The following is a 20721-nucleotide window of genomic DNA, read 5'->3' as shown; positions in this document are numbered from 1 at the left end:
GCAAGGCAGTCAATCGGGGCAAATGCGCCATCGGCTTCGGTCTGAATGAAGGGATGGGGGACAGAGTTCGCCATCCCAGCTCCCTCTGATGAACGTATGGACACGCTGCGCCTTCCAACACAGTCTACAGTACAGCATCGGCCCGAAAATCGGAATCGATTTTCGGGAAGCACGATGCGTAGATTCAATGGTTTAGAGCGTCCTTTGTGCGTCTTGAAAGACGCACGGCGCTCTAGCGAACGAAAGCCAACGGCACCGTGAAAGGCCAGTTGGTGCGGCCGGCGGCGCTGGGTATGGCGGGAAAAGGGGCGGCGCGGCGTACGGTTTCGACAGCGGCCTGGTCGAGGACGGGCGAGCCGGAACTGCGCACGATCCGGATACCGGTCACGCCGCCGCCGCTGCTGATCGTAAAGGCGACGTGCACCTCGCCGCGCAAGCCATCGCGTTTGGCCTGTCGGGGATAACGCAAGGCGCGGCGCAGCTTGCTCACCACCTTGCCCGGATAGTTGGAGACCGCGGCATTGCCCTGCCGGGTGGCGCGGGCTGTCTGCTCGCCGCCGCTGGCGCCGCTGCGGGCTTGGCCGGCAGAGCCGCGCCTGGCGTTCCTCTCGTCATTGCCGCCGGCGCCGGCGGCCTTCTTGGCGGGCGAGGGGCTGGCGGCCTTCCTCGCCGGCGCGGCGGCCTGCCTGACCGGCTTGGGCGGCGGCGTATAGTCGGGGCGGGGCGTCGGCCTCGGCACGTTGGCAAGCGCGGCGACCGTCTCTTGGGCCGGCTCCGGCTCGACACCTTCGACTGGCGCGGCATCCGCGGTCTCCGGCATCTGCTCGACAGGCTGCACTTCCTGGGTAACGGGTTGGGCCTGCTCGACTTCGGGCGTCAGCACCGGTTCGGGTGTGACCTCGGCCGTCTGGACCACGCTTTGCTCGACCGGCTCGACGGCGGTCGCAGCCGGCTCCACAGGCATCACCGTCGTGTCCGGCTGCGCTTCGGGCTCGACGGTCTCCGCCGGCGCACCGGCCGCCGTCATGTCGGCAAAGGCGGTTCCCTCGACGGCGATCTCGGAGGCTGAGCCGCCGGCAATCTTCGCTTCATCGGCCGAGGGCAGCACATAGGCGACCGCGCCGGCATGCAATATGCCCGAGAGCACCAGGGCCGCCGTCCATTTCCAGGACGCGCCGCGCCTCATTGCGTGGCCCGTTCGGTCACGATGCTGACCTTGGTGACGCCGGCCTGCCGCAATTCACCGACGATCTCGATCAGCCGGGTCGCCGGCAGTTCCCGGTCGGCGGCCAGCTTGACACTGAGCGGTTCCTCCTCGCCGGTTTGCGCGCTCAGCGTCGAGACGAACGCCGCGACATCGGTGGCCCGACCCTGCGAACGCAATTCCCCGTCCTGCGTCACGAAGAGGGCGTTGGGCGGATCTGAAGGGTCGGCAGTCGCCGTTTCGATCAGGTCTACATCCTTGTCGAGCGGCGGCGTGAGCGTCCCGGCGATCAGGAAGAAGATCAGCATCAGGAAGACGACATTGATCAGCGCGATGGTGGTTTCGCGGCGCCGGGCGGGCAGGGGGCGGGAAAGACGCAGCATAGCGGTCACCTTGCAACGGTCAGGTCGAGCCGGGTTTCGCGGCCGATGCGCTCCACGGCGCCGACCAGCGTCTGGGAGTTCATGCCGTCGCGCACCAGAAGGACGGCCTTGGCGGCACCGTTTTCCGACAGCCGGGTCAGTTCCTCGATGGCGGCGTCGGCGTCGAGGGAAAGACCATTCACGCGCCAGGCTTCACCATCGATGCCGATCAGGATGTCCGGCCTTTGCGCCGACGCCCCGTTGCCTGCCCGGCCGCCGGAGATCTCCACCTCCGCGAAACGGGTAAAGGTCGAGGACAGCATGAAGAACAGGAGCAACAGGAAGATGACGTCGATGAGCGGGGTCAGCGACAGCGGGCGTTTCCTGACGCCGGCAAGTTCAATGCGCATGGACCGCTCCCGCCGGAGCCGCCTGCTCAGCCGCCGCCTCCGGCGGCCGGTGCGACAACACCGCGCCTGTCATCGTCTCGATGGCGACGCGCTCGTTCTCCAGCTGCGTCTCGAACCAGGTGAGGATCAGTTGCACCGGCATCGCCACGGCAAGGCCCGTCGCCGTCGTCAGCAGCGCCACCCAGATGCCGCCGGCCAGCAGCGACGGGTCGACCGCACTGCCGGCGGTCTGCAACTGCCGGAACGCGTCGATCATGCCGATCACGGTGCCGAACAGGCCCAGCAGCGGGGCGATCTGCGCGATCGCGTCAAGGGCGCGGAAGCCGCGCTGGAGATCGTGCAGCCGCGTCAGCGAAAGCCGCGAAACGTCGTCCTCAATGGCTTGCCGGGAGGCCTGGCGCATGGCCGCCAGGCGCATGGCGGTGGCAAGCGCCGTTCCGACCGGCGAACGGTCGGTCTCCGCGATGGCCCGTGCATCGCCATAGCCGTCGTGGAACCAGGCGTGCAGCGCACGCTCCGCCCTCCGGTGCCGACCCACCCTTTCACGCCAGAACTGGGCGAATTTCAGCAGGATCAGTGCCAGGGCGAAGACCGACAGCACGATCAGGATGGCCACCACCGGCCCGCCCAGTTTCACAAAAGAGGCGATTGCGTCGACAAGTTCAGCGGTCATTCCATGCTTCCTCGGGCTGGCAGTTGTAAAATTGCTGGCGGCAGAGCCTTGGCGTGTCGTTCGTCCGTACTCGCCAGGCCCTCGTGTCGCGCTCTCCCTAGAGGCCGAAGCCTACTTCGCCGCGCGATTTGGTCTTGAGGCTGGCGATGCAGCTTTTCTCGCCGAGGCCTTCGCCGCCTTCGCAGGCTGCCGCATCATTGATGAGGACGCGGCCGATATCGGCACAGTCCACCTCGGGCAGATCGAACTGGCGAACCTTGGTCTTGCCGGCTGGCAGGTCCTTGAAATCGAGCACCGTCAGGCGCTGGACGAGCCCGTCCTTGCCGAACAGCGCCACCTCATAGGCTGCGCGCTCTATGGCAACCTCGAGACCGTTTTCGGCGACGAAGGTGAAGCGGCAGCCCTGCTGGGAAGGCTCCAGGCCATTGAGCTCTATGCGGATTGTCCGGTCAGCGGTTTCATTGCCCTGCGCGGCGGCGGGGCCGGCGGCGATTGTCAACAGGCTGGATAGGGCCAGAACGGGAAATGGTCTCATAGTTGTTCGTGTCCTGTCTTGCTGTTGCGCGTCCCAAACTCTGGGACGCGCGGTTGTGTTGTGCCTTCCGGCAGATGGATCAAACGCCGAACTTCTTGGCCAGGGTGATCTTGAAAGTCCTGCCCTTGGCCGGCGTGCCGGAAAGATATTCCCGATAGTCTTCGTTGAAGACGTTGTCGACGCGGAAGCTCGCCTCCAGATTGCGGAATCTTCCCTCGTCCGGCTTCCAGTCCACGAACAGGTCATGCACATGGAACGCCTCGGTCGGCTGCCGGTCGAACCTGCCGCCGCGCACGCGATCCTGTTCGGCGACGAAGCGGCCGGTCCAGCCGAAGGAGACGTCGTACTGCGGCAGCCTGCCGCCGAGCGTTGCCGAGAATTCGTGCGGAGCCACCGTTCCGAGCGGGACGCCTGCGGTCAGGTCGTCGCCGATCGTGTAGGTGTAGGCGGCGCTGGCGAACAAATGGTCCGATTCATAAGCGGCCTCCAGCTCCACGCCGTAGATGCGCGCCCGCCCCGTGTTGCTGTAGCGGGGGAAGGCCGAGCGGCCGTGATCGAGGATCAGGTCCTCGATCCGGTTGTAGAAGCCGGTCGCCTTGAATTCGAGCGCGTCGGACGGCTGGGCCAGATTGTAGAGCGAGACGGCGAAACCGCCCTCGAAATTGTTCGACTTCTCCTTGTCGAGATCGAGCCCCAGCGCGCCGCTGTCGAAGACCTCGTCGATGGTCGGCAGGCGCTCGGTATGCGCGATCGAGCCGAAGACCGCGAAGGTTTCGTTGAACCTGTAATGGGCGGCGATCTTCGGCGAGAAGGCCGTGTGCTCCTTCGCCTCGGCGCCGGCGATATCCGTCGGCTCCAGTTTCTGGTAGTCGAACCTCAGCCCGCCGATCAATGTCAGGCGCTCGTCCCAGATGAACTCGTTCTGGACGAAGACGCCGGTCTGGAAATCCGTGCCCTGGGGGTGCGTGCCGGCGGTCGAACGAAGCGTGGTGCGCTCCTGATAGGCGGTCTGGGAGCCGAAAGTCAGGTAGTTCTCAAACCTGTCGCCGGTGTAGTCGAACGTGTTTTCGGCCTCGAACTCGTATGTCCGGTAACCGAAGACGCGATTGAGCGACGGGACAGTGGCGTTGGTCTGGTCGTTGACGATGTCGGAGAAGGACGCGTTGATCCGCAGGTCTATCCAGGGATTGTCGCTGGCGGCGTTTTCGTAGGAGATGATGGCGGTCTTGTCCGTCACTTCGCGGTCGACCGTGCCGAAGCCGCCAGTGGCCGGATCGTCGATTCCCGTCTGGTTGTAGTACTGGTCGTCGGCGCTTGTGGTCCAATGCATGTATGACGCGCGCAATGTCTGCTCGCTCATCTCGCCGAAGCGCCATGTGCCCTTGACGAGGCCTGAAGGCGCGTCGATCTCGGAGCCTGGGATGACCGCCCCGCTGCCGGCCTCATAGGCGTCGGCCTTTCGGTAATTGCCGGCCGCCAGGAACTCGAAATTGTCGACGGGCCGCCATGCCAGGATGGCGGAACCGAGCCAGCCATCGGTGTTCGAATCATAGGTCGACTTCAGCTTGAGGGCGGCGGTCTCACCTTCGTCCAGGAAATCGGACGCGTCCTTGGTGGTGAAATTGACGACGCCGCCCAGCGCGCCCGGACCGTAAAGCGTCGAGGAGGCGGGGCCGCGGAGAACTTCCACCCGCTTGAAGAGTTCGGGATCGGTGAAAAGGCCGCCCATGCGGTACTGCTCGAAATATTTGGTGGCGCCATCGATGTTGATGATGATCCGGCCTTCCTCGCCGCCGGTCTCCGGTCCGCCTATACCGCGTATATTGATGCTCTGGCCAAGCAGCCTGTCGGAGCCCGAAACGTTGACGCCGGGAACCTGTTCCAGCGCTTCGCCCACCGTTGCGGGCTGTTCCCGATCGAGATCCTCCTGATCCACCACGGTAACCGATTGCGGCGTATCGATCGCCACCTTATCGACGCCGGCGCCGACGATCAGCCGTTGCAGCGCAGTGACGCCGACGGTGTTGTCGGCCGCCTGCTGCGCCGATGCCGTCGGCAGAAGAAGAAATGAAAGCGCGCCCGCCCCACCGAGCGCAATCAACCTGTTACGAGCCAGCAGCCCCGTCATCTGACACATCCCTTATGTTGTCGGTCGCTGGCTCTTCCCGGGATGGGAATTGCTGGCCTGACGGCCAATAGGGAGCACGCGGCTTGCCGCATGCTCCTTTTGACCAAATTTGTTCAACTTCCTCCCGGCCTCGGCCGGCGGCGAAAGGTGCAATTTGCCGGAGCAATTAATCTTGACTCGATTACTCCGCTAATGCAGTGTCTATAAAACATGATCATTTATGTCAACAAATGCTGTTGGCACTTTTTGAGGCTTCTGTGAAGCTGTCCTTCGACGAGGACGGCGCGTTCGAAAGAAGGAGAATTTGAGCGATGAACCAGATTTTGCGCGGCAACATGACGACCGACAACCGCAGGATTCTGCCCGCGACGGAAGGCTCTGGCCATACCTATCCGTTCAGCGACCGCACCCTTTCGAGCGCGGATCTGTTTTGCGGGCGGCGCGAGATCGCGATCGAGCACGGCGGCGCGTTCTATCGGCTCAAGATCACCCGTCAGGGCAAGCTCATTTTGAACAAGTAACACATGCTCGGGGATATTCATGAGCCAGCAGACTGTTGAACCGGAGGCGATCCGGCGCGCGCGCGCCGAGTTTCCGAAAATGCGGGAGCGCGATCTGGCGCAGAAGCTTTCAGTCTCGGAAGCCGAGCTTGTCGCGGCCCATTGCGGCCATGGCGTCACGCGCATTGCGCCCGACGTCGAACGTCTGCTCAAGGGGCTCGAAGCGCTCGGCCCCGTGATGGCGCTCACGCGCAATGAAAGCGCGGTCCACGAAAAGATTGGCGTCTATGAAAAGGTGACGGCATCACGGCAGCATGCGATCGTGCTGGGGAGCGATATTGACCTGCGCATATTCCCCAGCCATTGGGCGCACGGTTTCGCCGTCGAAAAGGGAAGTGGCGCGGACAAGCGCTACAGCCTCCAGTTCTTCGACGCGGCGGGCGATGCCGTGCACAAGGTGCATCTGCGGGGCGATTCGAACCTTTATGCCTATCAGCAGCTCGTCGAGACGCTGGCAGTGGGCGACCAGAGCCAGCAGGTCGTCACCAGCCCTCCCGCGCCAAAACCGGTGGAGACGGCGGCCGAGGGCGATGCCGAGTTGTTCGACACGCTGCGCCAGCGCTGGGCGGACATGAAGGATGTGCATCAGTTCGTGTCCATTCTGCGCACGCTCAAGCTTTCGCGCTATCAGGCGGTCCACATGATCGGCGACGACTTCGCCTGGCGGCTCGACGGCAGCGCGCTCGGCGCAATGATGAGCCATGCGGTGGCGCAGGAAATACCGATCATGTGCTTCGTGGGAAGCCGCGGCTGCATACAGATCCACTCGGGGCCGGTGATGAACGTCAAGCCGATGGGCCCATGGCTCAACGTGATGGACCCGACCTTCCATCTGCATCTTCGCACCGATCACGTGGCGGAGCTCTGGGCGGTGCGCAAGCCGACGAAGGACGGGCATGTCACCTCGCTCGAAGCCTATGACGCCAAGGGCAGTCTCATCATCCAGTTCTTCGGCAAGCGCCACGAGGGCGAGGGCGAGCGCGAGGACTGGCGGTTCCTGATCGAGCATCTGCCGCGCGTGCCGCGCGCGACGGCGGCGTGAGGGATATGCGAATGTTTCACACCCATCTCAACCGATTCGCGGGCTTCCTGCTGGCAGGGCTGGTCGCCGGCCTGTCCGGCCAGGCAGCGGCCGGAAGCGGAGCGAAGGTTTTCGATGAGACGGCGCGCGTGGTCTCCATCGGCGGCTCGCTGACCGAGATCGCCTATGCGCTCGGCGAGGAAGACCGGCTGGTCGCCCGCGATTCCACGAGCACCTATCCGCCGGAGGCGCAGGCGCTGCCGGATGTAGGCTACATGCGCGCGCTCTCGCCGGAGGGCGTGCTGTCGGTCAATCCGGATGCCATCCTGGCGCTTGAAGGCAGCGGCCCGGCCGAGACGGTCGAGGTTCTGCAAAAAAGCAGCGTGCCGATCGTGCTGGTGCCGGAGCGTTTCGACGCCGACGGCATCAGGGAAAAGATCGCGATCGTCGGCGCCGCGCTGAACGTTCAAGAAAAGGCAGCCGCCCTTGCCGCCGAGGTGGAGCGGGAGCTTGCGGCGGCGCAGTCGCTGACGGCGGCCATCGAGGACCGCAAGCGCGTGCTGTTCATCCTCAGCCTGCAGGGCGGCCGCATCATGGCCTCGGGCACCGGCACTGCCGCCGACGGCATCATAAAAATGGCCGGCGGGCAGAACGCGATAGCCTCCTTCTCCGGCTATAAGCAATTGTCGGAAGAGGCCGTCGCGGAAGCTGATCCCGAGGTCATCCTGATGATGGACCGCGGCGGTGATCACGGCATAGCCGATCGGGAACTGTTCGCGCATCCGGCGATCGCGCCGACGAAAGCTGCCCGCGACAAGGCGATCGTGCGCATGGACGGGGCTTATCTCCTTGGTTTCGGCCCGCGCACCGCAGGCGCCGTTCGTGAACTGGCCACCGCGCTCTATGGTTCGCTGGCGGCCAACTGACCGATGTCGGCGCTGGCGATGATCCTGCCCGACCCTGTCGCCGCGCGCGAGGGCGACCGGTCGGCGCGGGCGCGGCTGGCGATCCTGGCCCTTTCGGTCCTGCTCGTGGCGGTCGCCGCCGTAAGCGTGGCGACCGGGGCATCCGACGCTTCTGTCGTGGGCGTCCTGAAGGCGCTTGCGGGCCTGTCGGAACCAAATGCCCTTTCGGCACGGGACCGTCTCATCGTCCTGGAAATCAGGGCGCCTCGGATCGTGCTGGGAGCGCTGGTGGGCGCGGCGCTCGCGGTTTCGGGTGCCTTGATGCAGGGGCTCTTCCGCAATCCGCTTGCCGACCCCGGCATTGTCGGCGTCTCCGCCGGGGCAGGGCTCGGCGCCATCACCTTCATCGTGCTCGGCGGCACCGTTCTGGCCCCGGTCGCGGCCCTGTTCGGCATCTATGCCCTGCCGATGGCCGCATTTGTCGGCGGGCTGGCAAGCACGCTTGCCCTTTACCGCATCGCCACGCGGCGGGGGCAGACCTCGATTGCCACGATGCTGCTGGCTGGCATCGCGCTGGGCGCGCTTGCCGGGGCAATATCCGGCGTCCTCGTCTATCATGCCGATGATCGCCAGCTGCGGGACCTCACATTCTGGGGTCTGGGGTCGCTCGGCGGGTCGACATGGAGCAAGATCGCCGCCGCCGGACCGATCATAATCGTCGCGGTTGCCGCCACACCGTTCCTGTCGCGCGGGCTTAACGCGCTGGCGCTCGGCGAGGCATCGGCCCGGCATCTCGGCATCTCCGTCCAGGCGGTCAAGAACGTGGCCATCGTCGCGGTCGCCGCCGCCACTGGCGCTGCCGTCGCCGTCTCAGGCGGCATCGGTTTTGTCGGCATCGTCGTGCCGCATCTGCTGCGGCTCATCATTGGGCCGGACCATCGGTATCTTTTGCCGGCATCGGCGCTGCTCGGCGCCAGTCTTCTGCTTCTGGCGGATGCGGTGAGCCGGACCATCGTCGCGCCGGCGGAGCTGCCCATCGGCATCGTCACGGCGATCTTCGGCGCGCCCTTCTTCCTGTGGGTGCTGCTGCGGCGGCGCGGGCTGCTGGACCTTTGAGGCATAGGATATGATCGAAGCAAGACAGGTCAGCGTGGCCATCAACCGCAAGCCCATCCTCCGGACCGTGGATATCCAGGCTCTTCCGGGACAGCTGACGGCGATCGTCGGACCGAACGGATCGGGCAAGTCGACACTGGTGAAGGCCCTGTCGGGCGATCTTGCCTATGACGGGCAGATCACCATCAATGGCGACGACCTTGCTTCCATGAGACCCGCGCAGGCCGCGCTCTGGCGCGCGGTTCTGCCGCAGTCCACCACCATGTCGTTCCCGTTCACGGTGGGCGAGGTGGTGCGGCTTGGCATGACCGGCGGACGGTCGGGAGCACTCCTGGGAGCGCAGGAAGATCTGCCGGCGCGCGCGCTCGACAAGGTGGACCTGAGCGGCTTTTCCGGCCGGCTTTACCAGGAGTTGTCGGGCGGCGAGCAGCAACGGGTGCAGCTTGCGCGGGTTCTTTGCCAGGTATGGGCGCCGGTGCTGGAGGGCAGGCCACGCTATTTGCTGCTCGACGAGCCCGTCTCCAGCCTCGACATCAAGCACCAGCTCATCGTGATGAAGATCGCCCGGGAATTCGCCGCGCGCGGGGGCGGGGTCGTCGCGGTGCTGCACGATCTCAACCTTTCCGCCGCCTATGCCGATCAGATGATCGTCATGCGCAGGGGAAAGATCGCCGCCGCCGGGACGCCGGCGCGGATCATGGAGAGCCGGCTCTTGTCGGACGTGTTCGAGTGCCCGCTCGACGTGGGGGCGCTGCCGCCCGCCACCATCCCCTTCGTGCTGCCGCAGGCTGTCGCTTCGGGCTGAACCTAGCTGGCGGTCGCAGTCGCTTCCGGCAGGTCGATGCCGAGCAGGCCGCGCATATTCGGGCGGGCGTCGACCAGATCCTGGATCGTATAGGATCCCAGCACCTCGAAGAACGCGTTCAGCGCCTTGCGCAGCGCCTCGTTGAGCCCGCATCCGTCGATCAGCGGGCAGTCGGCGCTGTCGTTTTCGAAGCACTCGGCCATGGCGAAATTCTCTTCCGTCACGCGCACCACGTCGAACAGGGTGATGTCTTCGGCCGGCTTTGCCAGGCGGACGCCGCCGTTGCGGCCCCGCACCGTCTGGACGAGGCCGTGCTCCACCAGCGGCTGCAGGATCTTGAACAGGAAGAGGTCCGACAGCGAGTAGGCCTGCGCGATATCCGGGATGCGGCTCAGGCGCCCGTCATTGGCGGCGCAATACATCAGTATGCGTATGGCGTAATTGGTCTGACGGGTGAGGCGCATGGAATCCCTTTCAATGCAGGTCACATCCAATATGGCGTATAGTTTAGAATAATTCCAGTTCCTAATGGCTTAAATATGATATGGACCCTCAACTTATCATGGTCCTGCCCTGTGGATGAGCTGGGAGGGCCTCGTCGGCGTCCGGCGAAACCGGCGAAAAGTGATCGCAGGGCTTCTTGCAAACCATGTTGCGCTGCACAATATAGGCGGTGAGTCGAACGGCTCGGGGAGGAAAACCCGTGTGGAGTGCGGCTTATGTCCCGGCTGGCGTCACCCAATATTCAGGCCTCAGGCATTGTCCGCCGGCTGCGGCCTTCAGAACTTCCGCTTTTCCGCGACCATTTGATGCGGCTCGACCCTGAAAGCCGGCGCGACCGGTTCAATGGCGCGGCCAGCGACGCGTTCCTGGAGCGCTACGCCGAGCGGTGCTTCCGTGAAGGCGCGACGGTCGTCGGCTATGTGGAGGGAATGCGCGTCCTGGGCGCGGCAGAGCTCCACGAGCGCCCCGAACTCGACCCGCCAACCGGCGAGATCGCCTTCAGCGTCGAGAAGAAACTGCAGCATTGCGGGATCGGCAGCCTCCTGTTCAAACGGCTGATCGCCCACGCCCGCGCGCTGGGCTACACGCAGCTTCGCGTCACCACCCACCCGCAGAACGATGCGATGCGGCGGCTGGCACGCAAGTTCAAGGCGCGTCTTTCGTTCGAGGAAGGCGAAACAGTCGGCCATATCGTGCTGGACGACGTGCCTTTCGTCGACGACGCCGAGCCGGACCTTTCAACGGCCGCCGTGGGATAAAGCCGATGGCCTGATCACTCGGCGTCGGGCTGGTTCGGCGGGGCGGCTTTGCCGAAAGGCTCCAGCGCCATGCAGGCCTCGTGGATGCGGCGCATCGTCGGGTAGGGCGCCATGTCGACGTCGAAGCGCTTGTTGTTGGTGACCTGCGCAACGAGACAGATATCGGCCATTCCCGGCCTCTCGCCATGGCAGAAGGTGCCGGTCTGGGGGCTGCCCGCCAGCATCGCCTCCATCGGCCGGAACGTCTCGGCCACCCAATGGCGGAACCAGTCGCCAACCGCCGCGTCGTCGGCGCCGAAGCGCTCGCGCAGTGCGCCCAGCACACGCAGATTGTTGAGCGGGTGGATGTCGCAGCCGATCATCTGGGACAGCATGCGCACGCGGGCGCGGCCGGCCGGGTCGGGCGGCAGCAGGCCGGGGTCCGGCACCATTTCTTCCAGAAATTCCATGATCGCCAGCGACTGCGCCACCATCGTCCCGTCGGTCCACACGAGCGCCGGAACGAGGCCCTGCGGGTTGATCGACAGGTAGGCCTGTCCGCGATGCTCGCCATGGCGCAGGTGAAGCGCCTCGTAGTCGTAGTCGATGCCCTTCATCTCCAGCGCGATGCGCACGCGGTACGATGTCGAGGAGCGGAAATAATTGTGCAGGACGGGTTTGTTCATGCCTGTGTCCTACCCCCGCTTGCCGGGGAAGGACAAGCCTTCCCCGGCGCTGTCCTTTATGCCAGCACTTTCTTCACGGCCTTGGCCGTCGCGTCCACCACCTTGTCGGCTTCCTCGCGCGTCAGGCAGAGCGGCGGAGCGAAGCCGAGGATGTCGCCCTGCGGCATGGCCCGGCCGATGACGCCGTTCTCGAGCGTGGCGGCCGCCATCTGGGGGCCGATCTTCCGCGAAGCGTCGAAGAACTTGCGCTTTTCCTTGTCCTCGACGAACTCAATGGCGCACAGCATGCCTTCGCCGCGCACATCGCCGACATTGGCATGGCCGCCAATGGCGTCACGCATGGCGTTAACGAAATAGCTGCCGGTCTCGCCGGCGTTCTCGACGAGGCCCATGCTGTCCACCAGCTTCAGATTGGCGATGCCGGCGGCGGCACCGATCGGATGGGCCGAATAGGTCCAGCCATGGCCGATGGGACCGTTCTCGTCGGTGCCTTTTTCCAGAATCTCCCACATCTTCTTGCCGACGATGGAGCCGGACAGTGGCGCATAGGCCGAAGTCAGGCCCTTGGCGATGGTGATCAGGTCGGGCTCGATGTCGTAGTGCAGCGAACCGAACATGGAGCCGAGGCGGCCGAAGCCGGTGACGACCTCGTCGGCGACCAGCAGGATGTCGTGCTTCCTCAGCACGTTCTGGATGGCCGCCCAGTAGCCGGCGGGCGGCGGCACGATGCCGCCGGTGCCAAGCACCGGCTCGCCGATGAAGGCGGCGATGGTGTCGGCACCTTCGCGCTCGATCAGCGCCTCGAGCTCGGCCGCGCAATGGTCGGAGAACTCTTCCTCGCTCATGTCGTCCTTGGGACGGCGGTAGTAATAGGGCGCTTCCGTGTGCAGGATCTGCGCCAGCGGCAGGTCGAACTTCTTGTGGAAGAGCTCGAGCCCCGTCAGCGATCCGGTCACAAGGCCCGACCCGTGATAGCCGCGCCAGCGCGAGATGATCTTCTTCTTCTCCGGCCGGCCCAGGATGTTGTTGTAATACCAGATCAGCTTGACATTGGTCTCGTTGGCATCCGATCCGCCAAGGCCGAAATAGACCTTCGACATGTTCTTCGGCGCCCGGTCGAGGATCATCTTGGCAAGGGTGATCGAGGCTTCCGTGCCATGGCCCACATAGGCATGGTAATAGGCCAGTTCCTTGGCCTGACTTGCGATGGCATCGGCGATCTCGCTGCGGCCGTAGCCGACATTGACGCAGTAAAGGCCGGCAAAGGCGTCGAGCAGGCGGTTGCCGTCGCGGTCCTCGATATAGACGCCGGAACCGCCGGTGACGATGCGGCTGGCGCTCTCGCCGCGCGCATGCTGGGCGAGATGGGTCGAGGGGTGGAAGAAATTGTCCCGGTCCCACTGATCCAGCTGGTCGTTTTTCAAAAGCATTTTTGTTCTCCTTGTATCAGCGGCAAGATCGGGATGGCGTTTGGCCATCCCGCATGCTCCGGTCGATTTCAGTCCCGCGCGATGTCGCGGCAGACATATTTGATATTGGTGTAGGCCTCCAGCCCGTGGCGCGAGCCTTCGCGCCCGAGCCCGGCCTGCTTCACGCCGCCGAAGGGGACCGGGGCGCCGGTGATCTTGGTGCGGTTGACGGCCACCATGCCGAATTCGAGCGCCCGCGAGACGCGGGCGATGCGCGAGGGGTCCTGGGTGTGAAGGTAGGCCACCAGCCCCGTTTCGGTGTCGTTGGCGCGAGCGACGACCTCGTCCTCGCTGTCGAAGGCGGCGATGGCGGCGACGGGACCGAAGGTTTCCTCGTGGAAGATCAGCGCATCCGCCGGCACGTCGGCCAGCACGGTCGGCTCAAAGAAGTTCTCGCCCGCCTTGTGGCGCTTGCCTCCGGTGACGAGATGGGCACCCTTTTCCAGTGCGTCGGCGACATGCTCTTCCTGCTTGGCCACGGCGCGGCCATGGATGAGCGCGCCAATATCGGGATCGGTCAGCCCGTTGCCGACCTTTAACGCACGCACCTTGCGCGCGAACGCCGCCACGAAGGCGTCATAGACGGGCCGCTCGACATACAGCCGGTTGGCGGCGAGGCAATCCTGGCCGGAAGTCGCGAATTTCGCCGTCATCGCGCTTTCCACCGCACGCTCCAGGTCGCAATCGGCAAAGACGATGAAAGGCGCATGTCCGCCCAGTTCCATCACAAGCTTCTTCACCGTCGGCGCCGACTGTCCATAGAGCAGCCGGCCGATTTCGGTGGATCCGGTGAAGGACAGGACGCGGACATGGCGGGAGGCCGTCATGGCGCCGACCACTTCCGTGGCCTTGCCCGTCAGGATGTTGAACACGCCGGCGGGGAAGCCGGCACGCTCGGCCAGTTCGGCCAGCGCCAGCGCAGAGAACGGCGTCTCCGAGGAGGGATGGGCGACCACCGTGCAGCCGGCGGCGAGCGCTGCCGCCGCCTTGCGGGTGAGCATGGCGGAGGGGAAGTTCCACGGCGTGACGAGACCGGCGACGCCGGCGGGCTCGCGGCTCACCTGCATGTCGGCGTCGGGCAGATGGGAGGTTATGCCTTCCACGTTCACGCGCTTGGCTTCCTCGGCGTAGAACTCGACGAAGGACGCGGCATAGTCTATCTCGCCGCGCGCTTCCGAAAGCGGTTTGCCCTGCTCCAGCACCATGAGGTGGGCGAGGTCCTCGCGCGCGTCCATGATCAGGCCGTGCCAGCGTTTGAGGATTTCGGTCCGCTTCTGCGGGGCAAGGGCGGCCCATGCCGGAAAGGCCCCGCGCGCCGCCTCGATCGCGGCTTCGGCCTGCGCGGCGCTGAGCATCGGAACGGAACCAAGCCGCGCGCCATCGGCCGGATTGGTCACGTCGATCTGCAGATCGTGGTCCCCGGCGACCCAATGGCCGTCGACATAGGCGTATTCGCGGAAGAGCCGCGGATCGTTGAGCGCTGCAAGGGAGGTTTTCTGAAGGGCTGCAAAAGCTGACATGGTGCATTCTCCATCGCAGTCAGAGGGCTACTGCGGTGAAGAATGGCGCGGGCGCCGGCAAATTTTCGGCAGAAATCGGGAGGAGGCGCCGAAAGAAACTTGGAAAAGACCCGTGTGCGCAGACGTTTATTTGGACGCTATTCCGGCTCCGACAGAAGCATGTCCAGCGGTAGTGCGCCTGGCCGCTTCACCGGCTTGGTGACGATATAGGTGAAATAGCGCACCAGCCCCAGATGCGCCTCCAGCAGATGGTCGACGAGGCGCTGATAGGTGTCGATGTCGCGGGCGACGATCTGGAGGATGTAGTCGAACCCGCCGCCCACCGCCCAGCACCCCATGATCTCGTCGATATCGCGGACGGCGCGCTCGAAGAGCTGGAAGTTCTCGGCCCGGTGGCCTTCCAGCTCCGCCGCCATGAAGACCATGATATGCGGGGCCAGCTTGTTCAGCGCCACTTCCGCCCGGTAGCCGGTAATCACGCCTGCCTTTTCCAGCCGTTGGAGGCGTTCCCAGCAGGGAGCCGGCGTCAGGTTCACCCGTTCGGCGAGCGCGGCCTTGGATATGCGGCCTTCCTTCTGCAGGATGGCCAGGATCTTGAGGTCGCGGTCGTCGAGTTTCAGCATTCGCGGGTCCGTCTGTTCGGGATCATGCCAAGGGTATAAGCAAACTGGCACAATCGGCCGCCGCGGTCGACGCCGTGGCGTGGGCCGGATCTATCAGCTTTGGATAACGCTGCCCGTGCCCACCCTGCGCGCCATCTCCAGCGCGTAGGTTGCGATGGCCGTATCCTGCGCGCCGGTGCCTGTCAGGTCGCAGATGCTCACCTGGTCGTCGCTTTCGCGCCCCTTCTTCACGCCGTTGACGATTTCGCCCAATTCCGGCGGGGCTTGCCTGTTCCAAAGGCCGGCGGCGATCGCCGAGCGCAGCTCGCCCAACTTTTCACACTGGCTGACGCGGTCGCAGGCGAAGATATCGGCCTTGGCAAGCGCGGCCGGATCGATCTCGTTCTTGCCTTCCTGGTCGGAGCCCATGGCGGTGATGTGAAGGCCCGGATGCAGCCAGTCGGCCTTGAAGATCGGTTCCTCGGCCGGAGTGGTGGTGACGACGAGCTGGCTTTCGGCGACCACTTTTTCCGGGTCCGTTTCGGCGACCACATCTATCCCCAGCCTTTCGGCGATATCGCGGGCGCAGACTTGCGCCTTCGCCCGATCGCGGCCCCAGACCAGCGCCTTGCGGAAGGGCCGCGCGAGATGCGCCGCCTCCATCTGCAGGCGCGCCTGCACGCCGGTGCCGAAAACGCCGGCGGTTTCCACCTTCTGCGGAGCCAGGTGCCTGGCGGCGACGGCGCCGGCTGCGGCGGTGCGTATATCGGTGAGGTAGCCATTGTCGAGCAGCAGCGCTTCCACCAGCCCTGTCCTGGCGGAAAACAGGATCATCAGCCCGTTGAGGCTTGGCAGGCCGAGCTTCGGATTGTCGAAGAAGCCGGGGCTGACCTTGATGGCGAAGCCCTCGAAACCCGGAATATAGGCTGTCTTGACGTCGACCTCGCCATGGGCATCGGGAATGGCCATGGACAGGATCGGCGGCATGACCACCTTGCCGGTGCCGAGCGCCGCGAAGGCTTTTTCCACCACATCGACCGCCTGGACATCTAGCCCGACGGTCTTGCGCAGCTCCGCCTCGGTGAGGATGAAGATATCACGCGGCATAGGCTTGTCCTTCAAGTGTCGTGTCGCCGAGCGCCACGTCGCGGCCGTTGATGATGTCGGTGAATACGGACATGTCGACATTGCGGCCGGTGATCAGCGTCGCCGCCGGCCCGTCGAGGCCACGGACCTTGCCGCTCAGAAGCGCCGCCGCCCCGACGGCGCTTGCGCCTTCGCAGACGATCCGGTCCTCGAAATAATGCATCTGCATCGCGCGGTAGATGTCGCTTTCGGAAACCAGCACGATCTCGTCCAGATAGTCCCGGCACAGGGCGAAAGTATGGGCATTGGCGATGCCGATGCCGCCGCCGAGCGAATCGGCAAGACTGGGCATTTCCTCGACCGGCACCGGCCGGCCCGCCGCCAGCGCTGCGTGCATGGCGGCGCCCCTTTCCATGCTGACGCCGATGACGCGGATGGTCGGCTTGATGTTCTTCAGCGCGAAGGCGACGCCGCCGGCCAAGCCACCGCCCGATAGCGGGATGAGAACGGTCGCCAACTCGGGGCACTGCTCGATCAGTTCAATGCCGATGGTGCCTTGGCCGGCTATGACGGGCAGGGCGTCGAAGGGCGGGATTTGGGCAAATCCTTCCTCCTCGACGAGGCGCGTCGCCTCGACCTGCGCCTCGTCCTGGCTGCGGCCGACGATGCGCGCCTCCGCACCCAGCGCCTCGATCCCGCGCACCTTGGCCCTGGGCACGAGTTCGGACATGCAGATGACGGCGCGCAGCCCCCGGGCGCGCGCGGCATAGGCGACGGCGCGGCCGTGATTGCCGGTCGAGCAGCAGGTCACGCCCGGCGCATCCTCCGGCAGGCTCTCCGCGGCATTGGCGGCGCCGCGCAGCTTGAACGCACCGGTGGCCTGGCCGATTTCCAGCTTCAGATGGATGCCGATGCCCATCTTCTCGCTCAGATGGGGCGAGGGAATCAGCGGCGTGTTCAGGCTGGCGATGCCGGCAATGGCGCGCCGCGCGGCTATGATGTCGGCAAGGGCAAGCGTCACGCGCCAGGTTCCTTCATTCCTATGACAGTTTCAGGCGATGCTGATTTGTACACATCTAAGGATAGGGTCGATTGGGATGTCGACGCAATCGCTTTTACGACAGGGCATGACGCTTTCGTTATGGGCAATACAGCGTAACTTGTATACAACTGCGGCGGTACCCGGCGGAATGACGTCTCGCCGGCCTTTTGGAGATCCTAGATGCCAGCAGCCGCATTGCCCTTTTCCGCTCTGGAATACGCCCAGCGCCTCGACAAAACCCGCCAGGCCATGGAGGCGAAAGGAATCGATATCCTGTTCGTCGAAGATCCGTCCAACATGGCCTGGCTGACGGGCTATGACGGCTGGTCCTTCTACGTTCACCAGGGCGTGCTCGTCTTCAAGGATCAGGACCCGATCTGGTGGGGTCGGGCAATGGACGGCAACGGCGCCGTGCGCACGGTCTACATGGACGACGAGCGCGTGCTGCGCTATCCCGATCACTACATACAGGCCACCACGCTGCATCCCATGCAGCACCTGGCCGAGATCATCCGCGCCTATGGTTATGGCAATCAGCGCGTCGGCGTGGAACTGGAGAACTATTACTTCTCCGCCAAGGCCTATCTGGTTCTGAAGGAGGAACTCCCGGACGCCAAGTTCGTGGACGCCACCGCGCTCGTGAACTGGCAGCGGGCGGTCAAGTCTGACGAGGAAATCAGCTTCATGCGCCGCGCGGCGCGCATTTCCGAGAAGATGATTGACGGCATCGTCGAACGCATCGAGCCGGGGCTGAAGAAAAACGATCTGGTGGCCGAGATCTACGGCGACGCCATTCGCGGCGTCGACGACGATTGGGGCGAGTACCCGGCCATCGTGCCGCTGCTGCCGACGGGCTCGGATGCCGCCGCGCCGCACCTGACCTGGGACAGCCGGCGTTTCGAGCAGGGTTCGGCGACGTTCTTCGAAATCGCCGGCTGCTACCGCCGCTACCACGCGCCGCTCTGCCGCACCGTGTTCCTCGGCAAGCCGCCGCAATACATGCTGGATGCGGAAAAGGCGCTGGTGGAAGGCATCGAAGCCGGACTCGAGATCGCGAAAGCGGGCAACCGTGCGGGGCAGGTGGCCGATGCGCTCTACGGCGCGCTGGAGCGGGCCGGCATCAAGCGCGACGGGCGCTGCGGCTATGCCATCGGCATTTCCTATCCGCCCGACTGGGGCGAGCGCACGATCTCGCTGCGCCGCGAGGACGAGACCGTGCTGGAGGCGGGCATGACCTTCCACTTCATGCCGGGTCTGTGGATGGCCGATTGGGGCCTGGAAATCACCGAAAGCATCCTCATTAAGGACGAAGGGCCGGCCGAGGCCCTCTGCCGCCGGCCTCGCGAACTGATCGTGAAGGACTGACATGGCCACGCTTGCGCGCGCCCGCGACATCCTGGCCGAGCTGGTCGGCTTCCCGACCATATCGGCCGACAGCAATCTCGAGCTGATCGCCTATGCCTCCGCGCTGATGTCGGAAGTGGGTGCGCGCATCTCCATCATGCGCGACGAGAGCGGCACCAAGGCCAATCTCTTCGCCACGCTGGGGCCCGAGGGCGACGGCGGCATCGTTCTTTCGGGCCATTCGGACGTGGTGCCGGTGGTGGGCCAGAACTGGTCCAGCGACCCTTTCGTGCTGCGCGAGGCCGACGGCCGGCTTTATGGCCGCGGAACCTGCGACATGAAGGGCTTCATCGCCTGCTGCCTCGCCAAGGCGCCGGATTTCACGGCGCTCGACCTGAAGCGCCCGCTGCATTTTGCCTTCACTTATGACGAGGAGGTGGGGTGCCTTGGAGCGCGCACGCTGGTGAGCGAACTGGAGCGGATGGATCTGCGCCCGTCCGCCGCCATTATCGGCGAGCCGACCCTGATGCGCATCATCGAGGGGCACAAGGGCTGCTACGAATACACGACGGAATTTCGCGGTCGCGCGGGGCACGCCTCCGATCCCGACCGCGGCGTCAACGCGATCGAATATGCCGTGCGCTACATCTCGCGCCTGATGGCGCTGTCCGAGGAACTGAAGGAGCGGGCGCCGAAGTCCAACCGCTTCAGCCCGCCCTGGACGACGCTGCAGGTCGGCCGCTTCGACGGCGGGTCGGCCCGCAACGTGATCGCCAGCCATGCTAGCGTGGAATGGGAAATGCGGCCGGTGGCCGATGCCGACGCCGCTTTCGTCAAGAACAATATCAAGGCCTATGTGGACGAGGTTCTGCGCCCGGCGATGCAGGCCGTCCATGCCGATGCCGACATCGTCACCCATGTCATCGGCGAGGTGGAGGGGCTTGAGCCTGCCGCCCAGTCGGAGGCACGGCGCATCGTGTCCGAGTTGACCGGACTCAGCGAAGCGGAAGTCGTCGCGTTCGGCACGGAGGCGGGTCTGTTCCAGACCGCCGGCATATCCGCCGTCATCTGCGGTCCGGGCTCCATCGAGCAGGCGCACAAGCCGGACGAGTTCATTTCCCTCGAGCAGCTTGAAGCGTGCCTCGGCATGCTCGACCGGCTGTCGGACCAGCTGGTTCGATGAACGATATCCCCGCCAGCGACGCCCGCGCCCGCTACGAGCGCATCTACGGGACGCTGCGCAAGCGCATCTGCCTTCTCGATTATCCGCCGGGAAGACGGCTGCGCGAGGAGGATCTGGCGGAGGAGTTCCACACCAGCCGCACGCCCATCCGCCGCGTTCTGGCGCGGCTGGAGGACGAAGGCCTGCTGCGGTCGGTGCATGGCGTCGGCACCATCGTCACCGATATCGACATCGAGGGGCTGTCGCAGGTCTACCGGCTGCGCATCGAACTGGCCGAACTGATCGGTAAATTAATGCCGGTCCCCCCGGACCACGCGATGCTCAACGAGTTGGCGGAGATGGAGGCACGGTGCGCCGAGCTTTCCGCCAGGCTCGACGCGCGCGAATTTGCCCGCTTGAACATGGATTTCTTCCAGCTCGTGCTGCGTCTCACGGCGAACGAGCCGCTGCGCGACATCTCCGAGCGGCTCTACTTCCAGACGACGCGTATATGGTTGAAGACGGCATCGCGGCTCGGCCATTACCGCGACATGCTGCGCCTGGAGGTGGAATCGTTCAGGCGCGAGATGCGCGACGTGGCGCTGGCCATCGAAAGCGGCGACCTTTCCGCTGTCGGCCACGTGCGGCGTGCCCATGTGACGATGAGCTTTTCAAGACTCCTCGCCGAAACGCGGGACGATTTCGGCACGGAGACGGATTGACCTCTTGACCTTCCAGCTACTGGAACCCCTATCTCCTTGCTGCCGGGCGGATCGAGCCGCCTTTTGCAAGGAGAAGCCGGATGGCGCACGCGCATTGTTGCCAAACGCATGGGCATGAGAGCACCGAG

The 20721-nt window shown here is 64.9% G+C and carries 22 protein-coding genes; 9 read left to right on the top strand and 13 right to left on the bottom strand.

The window, feature by feature from the left end; translation table 11 throughout:
* Window positions 1-232: 232 nt before the first annotated feature.
* From NTH_RS02070 to NTH_RS02045, 6 genes are all read right to left on the bottom strand, one after another.
* Window positions 233-1186: an energy transducer TonB family protein gene (locus NTH_RS02070; protein ID WP_338528443.1), complete on the bottom strand. Its 954-nt coding sequence runs from the start codon at window positions 1184-1186 to the stop codon at window positions 233-235.
* Window positions 1183-1587, bottom strand: a complete 405-nt coding sequence (locus NTH_RS02065; RefSeq protein ID WP_338528442.1) for an ExbD/TolR family protein — start codon at window positions 1585-1587, stop codon at window positions 1183-1185. Before NTH_RS02065 ends, NTH_RS02070 begins: the two co-directional genes overlap by 4 nt.
* Before the next feature lie 5 nt (window positions 1588-1592).
* Window positions 1593-1976 (bottom strand): biopolymer transporter ExbD, encoded by a 384-nt coding sequence (locus tag NTH_RS02060; protein WP_338528441.1) that lies wholly within the window; start codon window positions 1974-1976, stop codon window positions 1593-1595.
* Window positions 1966-2649 carry a MotA/TolQ/ExbB proton channel family protein gene (locus tag NTH_RS02055; RefSeq protein ID WP_338528440.1) on the bottom strand — a complete coding sequence of 228 codons (684 nt, stop codon included), beginning with the start codon at window positions 2647-2649 and terminating at the stop codon, window positions 1966-1968. The genes NTH_RS02060 and NTH_RS02055 overlap by 11 nt, the downstream gene beginning before the upstream one ends.
* A gap of 97 nt (window positions 2650-2746) precedes the next feature.
* Window positions 2747-3184 carry a hypothetical protein gene (locus tag NTH_RS02050; RefSeq protein ID WP_338528439.1) on the bottom strand — a complete coding sequence of 146 codons (438 nt, stop codon included), beginning with the start codon at window positions 3182-3184 and terminating at the stop codon, window positions 2747-2749.
* 79 nt (window positions 3185-3263) lie between these two features.
* Window positions 3264-5312: a TonB-dependent receptor domain-containing protein gene (locus NTH_RS02045; protein ID WP_338528438.1), complete on the bottom strand. Its 2049-nt coding sequence runs from the start codon at window positions 5310-5312 to the stop codon at window positions 3264-3266.
* A 335-nt stretch (window positions 5313-5647) separates the two neighbouring features.
* On the opposite strand from NTH_RS02045, the gene hemP reads away from it, so the two are divergent.
* Genes hemP through NTH_RS02020 form a run of 5 tightly spaced genes read left to right on the top strand, consistent with a single transcriptional unit; the run spans window position 5648 to window position 9719 of the window.
* Complete coding sequence (hemP, locus tag NTH_RS02040; protein WP_338531778.1) at window positions 5648-5833, top strand: hemin uptake protein HemP; 186 nt, start codon at window positions 5648-5650, stop codon at window positions 5831-5833.
* A 19-nt stretch (window positions 5834-5852) separates the two neighbouring features.
* Window positions 5853-6914, top strand: a complete 1062-nt coding sequence (locus tag NTH_RS02035) for a hemin-degrading factor (protein WP_338528437.1) — start codon at window positions 5853-5855, stop codon at window positions 6912-6914.
* An 11-nt stretch (window positions 6915-6925) separates the two neighbouring features.
* Entirely contained in the window at window positions 6926-7819 is an 894-nt protein-coding gene (locus tag NTH_RS02030; RefSeq protein WP_338528436.1) for a heme/hemin ABC transporter substrate-binding protein, read from the top strand.
* Between the two features lie 18 nt (window positions 7820-7837).
* A complete protein-coding gene (locus NTH_RS02025; RefSeq protein ID WP_338528435.1) occupies window positions 7838-8914 on the top strand; it encodes an iron ABC transporter permease in 1077 nt (358 codons plus the stop codon).
* Between the two features lie 10 nt (window positions 8915-8924).
* Complete coding sequence (locus tag NTH_RS02020) at window positions 8925-9719, top strand: heme ABC transporter ATP-binding protein (RefSeq protein ID WP_338528434.1); 795 nt, start codon at window positions 8925-8927, stop codon at window positions 9717-9719.
* A gap of 2 nt (window positions 9720-9721) precedes the next feature.
* On the opposite strand, the gene rirA is transcribed toward NTH_RS02020, so the two are convergent.
* Window positions 9722-10183, bottom strand: a complete 462-nt coding sequence (gene rirA, locus NTH_RS02015) for an iron-responsive transcriptional regulator RirA (protein ID WP_338528433.1) — start codon at window positions 10181-10183, stop codon at window positions 9722-9724.
* 255 nt (window positions 10184-10438) lie between these two features.
* On the opposite strand from rirA, the gene NTH_RS02010 reads away from it, so the two are divergent.
* Window positions 10439-10981: a GNAT family N-acetyltransferase gene (locus NTH_RS02010; protein WP_338528432.1), complete on the top strand. Its 543-nt coding sequence runs from the start codon at window positions 10439-10441 to the stop codon at window positions 10979-10981.
* Between the two features lie 14 nt (window positions 10982-10995).
* Here the strand turns inward: NTH_RS02010 and maiA are convergent, their stop codons facing one another.
* The 6 genes from maiA to eutB form a co-directional block, all read right to left on the bottom strand.
* Window positions 10996-11646, bottom strand: a complete 651-nt coding sequence (gene maiA, locus NTH_RS02005; RefSeq protein WP_338528431.1) for a maleylacetoacetate isomerase — start codon at window positions 11644-11646, stop codon at window positions 10996-10998.
* Between the two features lie 56 nt (window positions 11647-11702).
* Entirely contained in the window at window positions 11703-13076 is a 1374-nt protein-coding gene (locus NTH_RS02000; RefSeq protein WP_338528430.1) for an aspartate aminotransferase family protein, read from the bottom strand.
* A 68-nt stretch (window positions 13077-13144) separates the two neighbouring features.
* Entirely contained in the window at window positions 13145-14635 is a 1491-nt protein-coding gene (locus NTH_RS01995; protein WP_338528429.1) for an NAD-dependent succinate-semialdehyde dehydrogenase, read from the bottom strand.
* A 137-nt stretch (window positions 14636-14772) separates the two neighbouring features.
* Entirely contained in the window at window positions 14773-15258 is a 486-nt protein-coding gene (locus NTH_RS01990; RefSeq protein ID WP_338528428.1) for an Lrp/AsnC family transcriptional regulator, read from the bottom strand.
* A 93-nt stretch (window positions 15259-15351) separates the two neighbouring features.
* Complete coding sequence (locus NTH_RS01985) at window positions 15352-16344, bottom strand: cyclodeaminase (protein WP_338528427.1); 993 nt, start codon at window positions 16342-16344, stop codon at window positions 15352-15354.
* Window positions 16334-17344: a hydroxyectoine utilization dehydratase EutB gene (gene eutB / locus NTH_RS01980; RefSeq protein ID WP_338528426.1), complete on the bottom strand. Its 1011-nt coding sequence runs from the start codon at window positions 17342-17344 to the stop codon at window positions 16334-16336. The genes NTH_RS01985 and eutB overlap by 11 nt, the downstream gene beginning before the upstream one ends.
* A 201-nt stretch (window positions 17345-17545) precedes the next feature.
* Between eutB and doeA the strand changes: the two genes are divergently transcribed.
* Genes doeA through NTH_RS01965 form a run of 3 tightly spaced genes read left to right on the top strand, consistent with a single transcriptional unit; the run spans window position 17546 to window position 20593 of the window.
* Complete coding sequence (doeA, locus tag NTH_RS01975; protein WP_338528425.1) at window positions 17546-18730, top strand: ectoine hydrolase DoeA; 1185 nt, start codon at window positions 17546-17548, stop codon at window positions 18728-18730.
* 1 nt (window position 18731) lies between these two features.
* A complete protein-coding gene (gene argE, locus NTH_RS01970; protein ID WP_338528424.1) occupies window positions 18732-19892 on the top strand; it encodes an acetylornithine deacetylase in 1161 nt (386 codons plus the stop codon).
* Window positions 19889-20593 (top strand): GntR family transcriptional regulator, encoded by a 705-nt coding sequence (locus tag NTH_RS01965; RefSeq protein WP_338528423.1) that lies wholly within the window; start codon window positions 19889-19891, stop codon window positions 20591-20593. The genes argE and NTH_RS01965 overlap by 4 nt, the downstream gene beginning before the upstream one ends.
* Window positions 20594-20721: the final 128 nt, after the last annotated feature.

Source organism: Nitratireductor thuwali, assembly GCF_036621415.1.
GTDB classification, from domain to species: Bacteria; Pseudomonadota; Alphaproteobacteria; order Rhizobiales; family Rhizobiaceae; genus Chelativorans; species Chelativorans thuwali.
The sequence above is the reverse complement of the archived record's forward strand: the minus strand, read 5'-3'. Positions and strand labels throughout refer to the sequence as shown.